Origin of the sequence: Microvirga aerophila (assembly GCF_003332305.1) — a bacterium.
GTDB lineage: Bacteria > Pseudomonadota > Alphaproteobacteria > Rhizobiales > Beijerinckiaceae > Microvirga > Microvirga aerophila.
On sequence record NZ_QOIO01000033.1, the window covers coordinates 54,287 to 67,298 of the forward strand.

The following is a 13,012-nucleotide window of genomic DNA, read 5'->3' on the forward strand; positions in this document are numbered from 1 at the left end:
TTCAGGCACCCTAAGTCGTTCACAGGTCCCATCAAACGGCGCAGTCAGGCGAGAGTTCCCAAACATGCGCCTCTGCTTTCCCGCGCAATCAGGGACCGCCGTGTTTTCATCAGAAATTGAAACACCTTTTCGGCGTCGGCGCGCCGTTCGACTGAAGTTTCGGCTGAGCGTGTCCAAAGCAGGCGTCCATTGCGCCATTGAAGAGCCCCATTGGATTGGGCGATCGCATGGTCGATCAAGGCTCGATCCGCGGCATCGCTAAATGTGAGAGCAACGGCCTGAGGGCCCGCGTCGAGCTTGGAAACGGCGAATTGGCGGCAGTGTTCGCGCAATCGAGCAAGAGCAACCAAGTTCACGACAGGCGACGGGAGGTTGCCAAAACGATTCTCGATTTCCTGTTCAAACGCATCCACCGCGTTCTCATCATTCAAACGGCACAGCTGCGCGTAGAGATTGATCCGCATTTCTGGCTCGGGAACGTAATCCTCCGGAATGTACCCTGGCGCATCAATGTTGATATCTGGACGCGTCCTTTCGTCCTGTCCCTCGCCGCGGGCATGGGCGACAGCTTTGGACAGAAGGTTTTGATAGAGCGAGACGCCGATGAGTTTCATATGACCCGCTTGATCCTCTCCGAAGAGATCGCCGGCGCCTCGCTGGTCGAGGTCTCGCGCGCTGATCGCGAAGCCGGCTCCCAGGCGGTCGAGGCTGGCAAGCGTCTCGAGACGCTTGCGGGTCGCGTTTGGAAGAGTGTGCGAGGGATCCGTCATCAGGTAGGTGACGCCCCTCACCCGTCCCCGCCCGACGCGCCCCCGTAGTTGATGGAGCTGCGATAGTCCGAAACGATCAGGCCGCCAAACAAGCATCGTATTCGCACGCGGCACGTCCAGGCCGCTCTCGATGATGTTCGTGGCCAGGAGAACGCTCCCTTCGCCATCGGCGAAACGAACCATGGCGTCATCGATGTCTCCGGCCGACATTCCCCCATGGATCACAACAGTCTCAAGCTCTGGAACAAGCTCCTTCAGGTGCTTTGCAAGCGGCTCGATATCTTCGATTCTGGGGCAGACTACGAAGCTTTGTCCACCACGGCGCTGCTCACGGAGCAAAGCCTCCCGCACCGTAGGGCCGTCGAACGGAATGACGAAGGTGCGGATCGGCTGCCGCTGTGACGGCGGGGTCGCAATAACGCTGAGATCTTGAAGACCCACGAGGGCGGATTGCATGGTTCGCGGAATAGGCGTCGCCGTCAATGTGAGAACATGCGCCCCATGGGCGAGGCTTTTCAGTTTCGCTTTGTGCGCAGCGCCAAATCTCTGCTCCTCATCGATGATCACAAGCCCAAGATCCATGAAGCGGACGCCCTTGCCCGCAACCGCATGGGTGCCGACGACGATGTGGATGCTGCCGTCGGCAAGCCCTGCCTTCACGGCTTTCGCTTCCGTGGGGCCGACAAGACGGGAGAGATGACCGATCTTGATTCCAAGCCCGGCAAATCTTCGTTCGAAGGTCTGCACATGTTGGCGTGCCAGCACGGTCGTTGGAGCAACGACCGCAACCTGTTTGCCCGCAAGAGCGGCCGCCGCCGCAGCCCGAAGGGCGACCTCGGTTTTTCCGAACCCCACATCGCCGCAGACGAGCCGGTTGGCAGGACGGCCGGACTCCAAGTCCGCAAGCGCCGCCGAGATGGCGGAAGCTTGATCGGCGGTTGCTTCATAAGGAAACCGGGACACGAAGCGTTCGTAGGCGGCCCGGGGAGGAACAAGCTTCGGCGTCTGGCCATCTGCGCGAGCCTTGACCGCCTGAACCAGCAAAGCGGCACTTTCGGCGATCTCGGCCTCGACCTTCTCCCTTCGCTTTGTCCACGTGTCTCCGTCTATCCGGTCGAGGCTCACGGTGTCGGACGAGGCTCCGTAGCGCCATAATCGATCCATCTCGTCAGCCGGCACCATGAGAGTTGCATCATCCGCATAAGACAAGCGCAAAAGATCAGCGGTCGCATCACCCGTATTGACGCTTTCGATCCCCTCCAGAACGCCAAGTCCGTGATCGAGATGAACGAGAACGTCGCCGATGCGAAGCTCAAGTTCAGTCGTTGCAAGACCGGTTGGCGCTTGGAACGAAGCAGCGGAAGAGCGCGCGCGGCTGCCGAAGACGTCGGCGGCGGTGATGACCGCTGTTTTGCTCGCAGGGTCCCGAAAGCCTGCATCGAGACCGAGAGGAAGCGTGAGAACCTGCCCGGAAGCGGCCTTCTCGATCGATATCCAATCGTTCGCAACTTCGATTGGCTTGTCGAGATCATCCATGACGGTACGGGACAACCGGCGCAGGTCCACATCGCCTGCTCCTGCCAGAACAACCCTATTCCTCTCCTGTACTTCGGCCATCACGAAATCTGCGAAGCGGCGAAGGGATCGCGCTCCGGTGGCAAAGAGTGGCGGCGGCTCAAGCTCGGGATTGTCAGGCTGCTCAACCAGCCGTGTAACGTTTCGCGCTTCGAGAAATCCGGCCCATTCCGTGTCGGTCAGATAGAGACGATCCGGCGCAAGCGGCCTCTCTCCCTCGGCACGCTCCGGTCGTAGCTTCGAGCGGCTCTCGAAGGCATCCCGAATCTGCTCCAGCGCCGTGGCAATCCGCCTCTCCGCTCCCGTATCGAGGAGGACGCGGCATTTTGGGAGGATCGAGAACAAGGTGTCGAGGCCGCCGAAGTGTTCGGGAAGGCGGTGCTCCGTTCCGGTAGACAGTGTAAGTATCGCGGCACCGTCGAGCGAGAAACATTCGGAGGCCGGAATGAGCCGCAGCTCCTCACATTCGCCCGACGCGAGCTGGCTGGCCGCGTCGTAAGGGCGAAGCGCGAGAATTTGCCCTTGCTGATGTTCGATGCGGACCGGGACCGTCGCATCAGCCGGGAAGATATCGATCACCTGTCCGCGTACGGCCATTTCGCCTGGCTCATCCACCCGTTCATCGAAGATGTAGCCAAGCCGCTGAAGCTTTTGCTCCAGTTGAGAAAGATTCACTTCATCACCCGGCTTTAGAAGCGTTTCGGCCCGGATGATATCGTCCTTCGGCGGAATGCGCTGGATGATCCCAAGAGGCGAGGTCACGACAACCCAAGGAGCGTTCGGGTCCTTCGCAACCGATCGAAGAGCAGCCAGCCTTCGCCCCATTGACACCCGTGACGGCGATGCCCGGTCGTAGGGCAGGCAATCCCACCCGGGGAAATAAACCGCCTGCAGATCAGGAGAGAGGACTTTGAGCGCCCTGATCAGATCAGCGGCCTTGCGGTCGCTTGAAACGACGATAAGCGCTTCTGATGCAGCCGCCCTGGCCTCTCGCAGGATTGCTATGGCGCTCTCACCTAAACGGCCAGTCGTGGCAATGGTCCTATGGGCGCTGCCCTGGCGTTTGGTCGTGGTCATTCCGGTCTCCTGATCGCCCGGTGACAACTCGCATGGATGCTTCGCGTTCAATCATCTAGGATTCGCGTGGACCTGCCTGTGGTGCCGCCCAAGTGAAATCAAGCGCTGCGCACGTTGGATGGACGTCAGTTCAGGCGCAGATTTTAACTCTTTCTTCATTCTTCGGGCGCAGCCTTCCAGGGTGCCTTCTGGCACGGTTAGTTCTCCCTGGAACCGGCCGCGAGAGGCGGCCTACCTCGAGCGCCAGCCCAATGGGCGCTCTTCTTTTGGCAACAGGACTTGAGCAAAAGCTCACTTCCTCGGAACCGAGGTCAAGTCCTCCTGCCTACCATCCTGGGAGATGCGGCTGCGCCCAAAGCTATGAAGTTCGGATACAAGCCATAGCTGGCTGCAATCGTCGCCGCAAAAAAATGAAACGCCTCGACTCCCGGCCGAGGCGTTTATAGTCAGGGAGGAAGCTGCCCCCAGCCCTCCAAACCCGGACCATAATGTTATGCCTGATTTGCGGACCGATGGCTGTGCCAGCAAGAGCACAGTGGGTTTGCAAAATGCAGGCGTGGCCGCACATGAATGAGGTTCAGAGAGATATCCACCCCCGGGGAGCGACTTGACGTCTCATCGGACATCGGGCTCCACATGCGGCGCTCACGTGCCCGTCGCGGCCCAGTTGGCCATCGTCTCGAAGATGATCGCATGTCGTCTTGCCAGGGCATCGACATCATGGGAGTAGCCTCCCCCTATGACGGCCACCATGGGGATCCCGCGTTGGCGGGTCTCTTCGACGACGTAGCCGTCGCGCTGGCGCAGGCCCTGATCGGAGAGCGCGAGACGACCCAGCCGATCCTCTCGGTGGGGATCAACGCCGGCATTCAGGAATACCAGGTCGGGCTCAAGCGCATCGAGAAGGCGCGGCAGGTGCGCTTGCAGAACGTCAAGGTACGGGCGGTCCTCCATGCCGTCCGGCAGGCCAAGGTCGAGATCACTCGGAATCTTGCGCACGGGATAATTCTTTTCGGCATGCATGGAAAAGGTGAAAAGATCCGGATCATCGGATAGGCAATCCGCCGTCCCGTCGCCTTGATGGACATCGAGATCAACGACGAGCGCCCGCTGGATCCGACCTTCTGCCTTAAGCGCCTTTGCGGCAATGGCCACATCGTTGAATACACAGAACCCAGCCCCAGTGAGGCGCTGGCCATGATGGCTGCCGCCCGCGGTGCTGCCGGCGAGACCGTGCTGGAGGGCAAGAGTTGCGGCCAGTAATGTACCGCCGGCCGAAGCGCGGGCGCGACGCACGACTCCTTCGTCGATGGGCAATCCGATCCGACGCTCCATCTCACGCGGAACGGAACAGGCGAACACCTGATCCACATAGGATCGATCGTGAGCAAGCGCGATCAACTCTGCGGCGGCCTCATGAGGGCGAATAAACCCACTGGGCGCCATGCCCTGCTGGTCCAGGACTTCGGCGAGACGCCCATACTTCCTCATCGGGAACCGATGATCGTCGGGCAGCGCAGCCTCGTAGGCCGGGTGGAACACGATAGGCACTAGCATGGATCGCAACCTAGAGCAGAGCCTGGCATGAACAATGGCCTGGGCGCACCTGGCTTGCTAGCGCATCGTTTGCTGTATGGAACCCGCTAGGATTGCGCCTGCTCCTCGCTGAGGCGCGCATGAATTTTCCTCAGCAACGCATCATCGGGCAGGCCTTTCTCCCAGCTATCGGGCAGTTCAACCCGCACGGACTGCGCGCCGCCGCTCGGGGTACACACTACGTGAACGAGTTCCTCGTGTCCGGACACCCGAGCAGCGTCTACTTTCTCCGCATTATTGCCGAGGCCCGCAAAGGCTTGGATGCACGACCAGGTGATCCCGTCCGCGTCAGTAATTTCACGAGCCATTCCGCTGCTCTCCGTCGGCAACACACCTCCTCCATAACGCCATGGTGCCTACTTGGCTCCGAGCGTTGTCAGTCATCTCCCTGACTTGGAGCCGGGAGACCTGGGTGAAGTGACGCGGAACAGAGCCGCTAGCCCTAAAGCTAAGCTGAAACCTCGGGTCTGGTCTGGAGTTTGTCCCCTATTAGCCATGCTGCGTCCGGAGGGGCCCATGATCTCCCGTCAATTACCGACCTTGGCCTTGGTGACTGTCCTGTCTGTCGCGGCAGGATCGCTGGCCTTCGCTCAATCCGGCGGGGGATCGGGAGGCTCTGGAGGCGGCGGCGCAGGGGGCGGTGCAGGGGGTGCGGCAGGTTCCGGCGCGAGCGGCGGTGCGGCAGGTGGCGGTGCAGTGGGTGGCGGCGGTGCGATGAGCCCGGGCACAGTCGGCACGCCTGGAGCTGCGGGCGCGGCTCAACAGCCTGGCGGCGCCAACCCCAACGGGGCAGCAGGTCAATCATTGACGCCACCGATCGTCCCACCGGGCGCAACAGGATCGGTCGGCACCACGGGAACGGCCAACTCTGGAGCCCCGCGCCAAGGTCCGGGGGCCAGTGGTTCAACCGGGAACCAGACCGGTCTTGGCAATATTGGCCCGGAAACCGAGAGGGAGCAACGCGCTCAGGAAGAAAGCGACAAGGCAACCAAGCGAATATGTGCGACCTGCTGATCGGCGGCGCAACCTGCATCCGGGCCTTCGAGCCGTAAGAGCAAACGGTCTGAAGGTTCGCGCCAGGGATCCACGAGTGCCTTGGGTTCCCGCCCCTTGTAGGAGACCGCATCAGGTCAAACCGTTCTATCTCTTGGCGTTATCCAACCCTCCCATGACCGAGACGCGGATTCCGGCTGCCATCGAGCGCGGATACCATTATGGATGGGACGGATCATTCGGATTGGCCAGTAGAGCGTGACGCCAGAGATTGAGACATTGGACAATCAAAACTCTGCTCTGAGGCCCTTCCGGCATCGGATTTTTCGCGACGTATGGATCGCAAGTCTCTTCTCCAACTTCGGTGGGCTGATCCAATCGGTCGGTGCGGCCTGGTTGATGGCATCCATCAGCCCGTCGGCCGACCTGGTGGCGTTGGTGCAGGCATCGACGACGCTCCCGATCATGCTGTTCTCTCTGGTGGCAGGGTCGATCGCCGACAACTTCGATCGACGCAGGTTGATGCTCGCATCACAAGCCTTCCTGCTCGTCGTGTCGGTGGCCCTCACACTCTCCAGCTATTTCGGTCTGGTGACGCCCTGGCTGCTCCTTGCCTTCACGTTCCTGGTCGGCTGCGGAACGGCCTTCAACGGGCCCGCATGGCAATCGCTGGTGGGTGAGATGGTGCCACGCACGGATCTTCCCGCCGCCATCACGCTCAACAGCATGGGGTTCAATATCGCCCGAAGCGTCGGGCCGGCGATCGGCGGCCTGATCGTCGGTGCCGCGGGAGCATTCGCGGCTTTCGCCGTCAATGCGATCAGCTATATCGGACTCATTGCCGTGTTGGCGCGCTGGCGTCCCGCCATGCCGCCCCGGACCCTCCCGCCGGAACCGCTCGCAAGCGCCATGGCGGCGGGTCTCCGATACGTCGCGATGTCGCCGAATATTGGAATCGTGCTGCTCCGCGGTGGGGTGTTTGGCCTCGCGGCAATCTCCGTTCAGGCGCTCATGCCGCTCATTGCACGGGATCTGATCCATGGCGGACCGCTGACTTTCGGCCTTCTGCTCGGAGCATTCGGCATGGGAGCCGTTGGCGGCGCCTTTGTCAGCGCGCGCCTGCGCCAGGCCCTCTCGGCCGAAGCGCTGACCCGCTCGGCGTTTGTCGGCTTCGCGGCCTGCGCCTGCATTGCCGGGTTAAGTTCCCTGCCCGTCCTGACGGTGGCCGCCATGGCCATCGGTGGGGCGAGCTGGGTTCTGGCCCTATCGAGCTTCAATGCGACCGTGCAGCTGTCTGCTCCCCGTTGGGTCGTCGGCCGAGCGCTTGCGCTCTACCAGATGGCAACTTTCGGCGGAATGGCGTTCGGCAGTTGGATCTGGGGCGCCGCTGCCGAAACCTGGGGCGTGGCCGACGCCCTTCTCATATCGTCCGTGACGTTGGTGGCCGGGGCGGTGCTGGGCCTGCGCTATCCACTACCGGAGCTCAAATCCCTGAACCTCGATCCCCTCGACCGCTGGACCGAACCCAAGACCGCTATTGACATACGGCCGCGAAGCGGCCCCGTCGTGGTGACCATCGAGTACATCATCCGCGAGTCGGACGTGGTGGAGTTTCTTTCCGTGATGGCGGAACGCAGGCGCGTCCGACGCCGTGACGGCGCGCGTCATTGGACTCTGCTGCGAGACCTGGAGAACCCAGAGCTGTGGATCGAGCGCTACCACCTCCCCACCTGGCTCGAATATGTTCGGCACAACCAGCGCATGACGCATGCTGATGCGATCGTCGGAGAAAGGCTGCGCGCCTTGCATAAGGGCCCGGAGCGTCCACGGGTCCATCGCATGATCGAGCGTCAGGCCGGGTGGGTGACCTCGGAAGTCGACGTGCCGGCTCACGATATGGCGGCCCCGATAACGGACCCGACAGGCTCATCGTGAAACACCCCGCTAGGCAATGGGCCGACTCTGTTGCCTGGTGGTGCCGGCCCTCTTCCGATCCCACGGCAGTTACCGTTAAACCACCTGAGCATGTCCGGGCTCGCGCCCCCAGGGTAGCCAGGCTGGCTGGTCTTGGGCCATACTTGTCGACAGGCACGGGAGAAGCCCCTTTGACCCTGACTGTTTACGACATAGACCTCGACAAGAACCCGGCGAATTTTCAACCGTTGACGCCCCTCACGTTCCTGGAGCGGGCAGCCGGCGTCCACCCGGACCAAACCGCGATCATTCATGGTTCCTTGAGACGCACCTATCGGGACTTTTATTCCCGCTCCAGACGTCTCGCCTCGGCATTGGCCGAACGCGGCATCGGGCGCGGCGATACGGTCTCGGTGATGCTTCCCAACACACCCTCCATGCTCGAGTGCCACTATGGCGTGCCGATGGTCGGCGCCGTGCTCAACACCCTCAACACCCGCCTCGACGCACGGGTGATTGCCTTCTCGCTCGCTCACAGCAACGCAAAGGTCCTGATCACCGACCGGGAGTTCTCAGCAACCGTGAAGGCTGCCCTTGACTTGGCGTCCGTCAAGCCGCTCGTCATCGACTATGACGATCCGGAGTTCACAGGCCCAGGCGAGCATCTCGGGGCCATGGAATACGAGGCCTTCCTGGCCGAGGGCGATCCCGATTTTGCATGGCGGCTCCCATCGGATGAGTGGGATGCGATCACCCTGAACTACACCTCCGGCACCACAGGCGATCCCAAGGGCGTGGTTTATCACCATCGCGGGGCGTATCTGCTCGCCATGGGAAACATCATCACTGGCGGCATGGGCCAGCATCCGGTCTATCTGTGGACGTTGCCCATGTTCCACTGCAACGGCTGGTGCTTCCCTTGGTCGTTGTCGATCGTCGCGGGCACCCATGTTTGCCTTCGCGCCGTGCGGGCAAAGCCTATGTACGACGCCATTGCGGACCACGGGGTTACGCACCTGTGCGGCGCTCCCATCGTCATGTCGGCGTTGCTCAATGCACCGGCTGCCGAGAAGCGCCCCCTGCCCCATGTGGTCCGCTTCTTCACGGCCGCGGCCCCGCCGCCGGAGGCAGTGCTGGCTGCCATGAAGCAAGCCGGATTCGACGTGACCCATCTCTATGGCCTCACAGAGGTCTACGGCCCGGCAGTCGTCAACGAATGGCATCAGGACTGGGATAACCTGGATGCTGCGGAATATGCCGCCCGAAAGGCCCGTCAGGGCGTGCGCTATCCCGTTCTAGAAGCCCTCGACGTGCTCGATCCGGAAACCATGCAGCCTGTGCCGGCGGACGGCGCGACCCTGGGAGAGGTCATGTTCCGTGGCAACGTGGTCATGAAGGGTTATCTCAAGAACCCCGCCGCCACGGCGAAAGCCTTCGAGGGCGGCTGGTTTCACTCCGGCGATCTCGGCGTCAAATATCCTGACGGTTACATCCAACTCAAGGACCGGTCCAAGGACATCATCATCTCCGGCGGCGAGAACATCTCTTCAATCGAGGTGGAGGATGCGCTCTACAAGCATCCTGCCGTGCAGGCGGCTGCAGTGGTTGCGATGCCGGATGAGAAATGGGGCGAGACCCCTTGCGCCTTCGTCGAACTCAAGCCGGATGAAGTCGTCTCCGAGGCGGATCTGATCGCCTGGTGCCGGCAGCATCTGGCAGCGTTCAAGTGCCCCCGCACCATCCTGTTCGCCGAGATACCGAAAACCTCCACGGGCAAAATTCAGAAATTCCGCCTGCGGGAACTAGCGCGCGCCCGGCAGTAACCGTCAGCGCCCTTTCCATGTGGGCTTGCGCTTGCCGATGAAGGCGTCGATGCCCTCGGCGGCGTCCTCGGCCATCATGTTGCAGGCCATGACGCCGCCCGCATAGGCATAGGCGTCCTCGAGGCTCATGGCACGCTGACGGCTGAACATGGCCTTCCCGGTCCGTATCGCCACGGGGCTTTTCGAACAGATATCCGCCGTGAGCGAGGCGACTGCCGCATCGAGTTCGTCATCGGGGGCCATGCGGCTGATGAGGCCATACGAGAGAGCGTCCGCGGCCAATATGAAGCGCCCGGTGACCAGCATGTCGAAGGCGTGCTTGGGCGAGACATTACGGGAGAGCGCGACCGCCGGCGTGGAGCAGAACAGGCCTACATTGATGCCGGAGACCGCAAAAGTGGCGCTCTCAGCCGCGACCGCGAGATCACAAGACGCCACGAGCTGGCAGCCCGCCGCCGTCGCCATGCCGTGCACCCGGGCGATCACCGGAACAGGCAGATTGACAATGCCCTGCATGACCCTGCTGCATCCTGCAAACAAGGCCTCATAATAATCCTGCCGCGGATTGGCGCGCATCTGCTTGAGGTCATGTCCAGCGCAGAAAGCCCGGCCGGCGGCAGCGAGCACCACGCAGCGGACGCTCTCGTCCGCCGCTAGGTCATCCAAGGCCGATTGGAGCGCCGCCAGCATCTCTTCGGACAAGGCGTTGAACTGAGCGGGCCGGTTAAGCGTGAGGGTGACGACCCCATCGAGGTCCTCACGCAGCAAGATGTTGTCATTAGAGGCGGCATATTGCAGGCTCATCGGCGATCTCCTTGGGCCCTAAGTCTAAGTCGCGTTTCCCGCAAGGTCCAAGCCGAATATGCTAGCGTCAGGAGCGCCTCCCTCTGGGAGGTCTGAACGACGAAAGCCGAGGTCCTGTTTTGAACCAGCCATCCATCAGCCGTTTCCCCGTGCCATCCATCTCGGACATGCCGGACGATATCCGAGCGCGCATCCTGGCCGTGCAGGAAAAATCGGGCTTCGTTCCGAATGTGTTTCTGGCGCTCGCTCATCGTCCCGACGAGTTTCGCGCCTTCTTCGGCTACCATGACGCGCTGATGGACAAACCCGGCAGTCTGACGAAAACCGAACGCGAGATGATCGTGGTTGCGACGAGCAGCGCCAATCAATGCCAGTATTGCGTCATTGCTCATGGGGCCATCCTGCGCGTGCGCGCCAAGAACCCGCAGATCGCCGACCAGATCGCTATTAATTACCGTAAGGCGGATATTACGGACAGGCAGAGGGCGATGCTCGACTTCGCGATGAAGGTGGCCCTTGAGGCCTACGCCGTGAACGGCGTTGACATAGAGGCCCTCGGGTCGCACGGGTTCAACCAAGAGGATATCTGGGACATTGCCGCGATCGCGGCGTTCTTTGCTATGTCGAACCGCCTTGCCAACGTGACACAGATGCGGCCAAACGAAGAGTTCTATTCAATGGGGCGCGGGGAATTCGGAAACGCTGGCTCCCAATCAGGCGGATGACGGGGCAACCAAGGTCTACTGCTGTTGCCAGCGTAACAACTTAGCCCTCGGGTATGCCAGCGATGAAGAGGCCGGGCACGAAGCAGGCAGGCTCGTACCGCCTAATAGGCGAAACATATGCAACCCCCCAAGATCAGGCCGAATTTACAGGATCCTTAAGTCCTGTGAACAAGCCCCAAGCCAAGCTCGATCGGTACCGGGAGCCCCTCCCTCACCACTGTGCGCCTGCGCCATGGCGGCGGCCCAGGCACCCGCTATGGCGCTCAGGAGCAGCAGCGCATCCTTGCCGAGTGGGCGCGCGCCCGCAGCGGGAGCAGGACGGCGGCGCCGCCTAGTCGTTGAGCCTGCTGCAGAAGGCCCTGCGCCGAGCGCCGGACGGTTTGCCCCGCGTCAGCCGATTCCACCACCGCGCACTCTGCACGAACCGTGTCTGAGCTGGTAGAAGAGCCGCACCTGGTGCAAGATCAGCATGGCGCTGCGGAACCGCAAGCGTGGGCTGGTGCGCGTCAGCGATCCCGATGCGCCTGCCAAAAAGCTGATCGATCAGGCCTTCACGCTGGGCGCCCAACTTGGGCTGGCGGTCTAGTGCGAGGACGAGACGAGGTCGCCCCGTTCTAGGCGGTGCCGCATCCGGGGCCGTCCTACCAGCCGCACGGCGACGCGGCCGCATGAGTACATCCGTGGCGGCACGACCGAGATCCTGACCCTGTTCCGTCCCGCCTCCGGCCAGGTGCGGCTGATGGAAGCCGATCGATGCATAAATGCGGTGCTGCATCCGTGGCTGTATGAGTGTCTGGGCGAGATCTTGGCGGAGCTGCAGGCGCTGGCTTCCGTGCCAGATCCCACCGCGAGCGCCGCCTGGGAGGTCTGGCAGGTGGGCCCGACGGTGCGCTTCACCTCGCTGGAGGATTTGCCGCCGCTGTGTCTGCTGCTGGTGTGGGAAAATCCCGCCAGCCACAAGACACCCGAGCTGGTGCTGTGGCCATGCGCGCGGTATCACGCCGCTCGACACGCCGGTGGGTGGCAGCTGGCTCAACATTGCGGGGTCCATCTAGCCTGTGCTCAAGCTTCGGGCAGGCATTAGAATGCCAGGTCCCACAACAGACAAATCAACTAATAGGGTAATTCGTGAGACTACGCTAGGCAGGGCTGTGATACCGGGCACGAGGATAACTCTTGGCCACGAATGTCCTACCGCTCTTCCTTCACCCCACTACGTTTAACGCACCGTGGCTATCAGCAAGACGAAAGCTTATCGGCTCTCCTTGGCGTCTCGAAACCGGAGGGCTGCCTCTCGGGGAACCAAACCGTTGCGCTTAGGCCAAGATCCAAGGCCCTCCGCTGCACTGAGAGGTTAACCATGAGCGAAAACAGCGGGAGCCCGTCTCCCGGTATGCTGCCGTTGCTCTGATCGGGATAGCGATCCGAATTGCTGTCGAAAGGGCTTAGTCTTATTAAGACGGATTTAGCCATCGCGCCGGAGAACCTCACACCAGGGCGGACTCGGACATTGGCCATTGCCCTTCTGGAGGCCGCTACCCAAACCGAAGCCAAGGGGCCTCGACCTGTTCCACCTTGCAGTGGCTGATGATTTTAAGCCGACACTATCGAATACGCGGACAGGCAAACGCCGTGCGCGAGACTTCTAGACTCAGGACCTATTAATTTAGATTGAGGTGTGATTCAGAGCCTCCTGTCGAGGAGGCTCCGAATGGGTGATCTGTTTTTGCTCAGT

The 13,012-nt window shown here is 61.7% G+C and carries 9 protein-coding genes; 5 read left to right on the forward strand and 4 right to left on the reverse strand.

All coding sequences use genetic code 11. The features are described 5' to 3' along the window. Positions 1 to 44 precede the first annotated feature (44 nt). The 3 genes from DRB19_RS18260 to DRB19_RS18270 form a co-directional block, all read right to left on the reverse strand. Positions 45 to 3,422 carry a DEAD/DEAH box helicase gene (locus DRB19_RS18260; protein WP_245439636.1) on the reverse strand — a complete coding sequence of 1,126 codons (3,378 nt, stop codon included), beginning with the start codon at positions 3,420 to 3,422 and terminating at the stop codon, positions 45 to 47. Between the two features lie 645 nt (positions 3,423 to 4,067). After that, a complete protein-coding gene (locus DRB19_RS18265) occupies positions 4,068 to 4,979 on the reverse strand; it encodes a histone deacetylase family protein (RefSeq protein WP_114187457.1) in 912 nt (303 codons plus the stop codon). An 86-nt stretch (positions 4,980 to 5,065) separates the two neighbouring features. Continuing rightward, positions 5,066 to 5,326: a hypothetical protein gene (locus DRB19_RS18270; protein ID WP_114187458.1), complete on the reverse strand. Its 261-nt coding sequence runs from the start codon at positions 5,324 to 5,326 to the stop codon at positions 5,066 to 5,068. A 208-nt stretch (positions 5,327 to 5,534) separates the two neighbouring features. Here DRB19_RS18270 and DRB19_RS30030 point away from each other — a divergent pair, with 208 nt between their 5' ends. From DRB19_RS30030 to DRB19_RS18280, 3 genes are all read left to right on the forward strand, one after another. Continuing rightward, on the forward strand, positions 5,535 to 6,032 hold the full coding sequence (locus DRB19_RS30030; RefSeq protein WP_162815748.1) for a hypothetical protein: 498 nt from the start codon (positions 5,535 to 5,537) through the stop codon (positions 6,030 to 6,032). Between the two features lie 258 nt (positions 6,033 to 6,290). After that, on the forward strand, positions 6,291 to 7,946 hold the full coding sequence (locus DRB19_RS18275) for an MFS transporter (protein WP_114187459.1): 1,656 nt from the start codon (positions 6,291 to 6,293) through the stop codon (positions 7,944 to 7,946). A gap of 170 nt (positions 7,947 to 8,116) precedes the next feature. Continuing rightward, positions 8,117 to 9,748, forward strand: coding sequence for an acyl-CoA synthetase (locus DRB19_RS18280; RefSeq protein WP_114187460.1), 1,632 nt, complete (start codon positions 8,117 to 8,119; stop codon positions 9,746 to 9,748). A gap of 3 nt (positions 9,749 to 9,751) precedes the next feature. Here the strand turns inward: DRB19_RS18280 and DRB19_RS18285 are convergent, their stop codons facing one another. Then, on the reverse strand, positions 9,752 to 10,552 hold the full coding sequence (locus DRB19_RS18285) for an enoyl-CoA hydratase (RefSeq protein WP_114187461.1): 801 nt from the start codon (positions 10,550 to 10,552) through the stop codon (positions 9,752 to 9,754). Positions 10,553 to 10,671: 119 nt separating this feature from the next. Here DRB19_RS18285 and DRB19_RS18290 point away from each other — a divergent pair, with 119 nt between their 5' ends. Both DRB19_RS18290 and DRB19_RS18300 read left to right on the forward strand, forming a co-directional pair. Continuing rightward, on the forward strand, positions 10,672 to 11,277 hold the full coding sequence (locus DRB19_RS18290) for a peroxidase-related enzyme (protein ID WP_114187462.1): 606 nt from the start codon (positions 10,672 to 10,674) through the stop codon (positions 11,275 to 11,277). A gap of 739 nt (positions 11,278 to 12,016) precedes the next feature. Further along, positions 12,017 to 12,361: a hypothetical protein gene (locus DRB19_RS18300; RefSeq protein WP_147022203.1), complete on the forward strand. Its 345-nt coding sequence runs from the start codon at positions 12,017 to 12,019 to the stop codon at positions 12,359 to 12,361. Positions 12,362 to 13,012 lie beyond the last annotated feature (651 nt).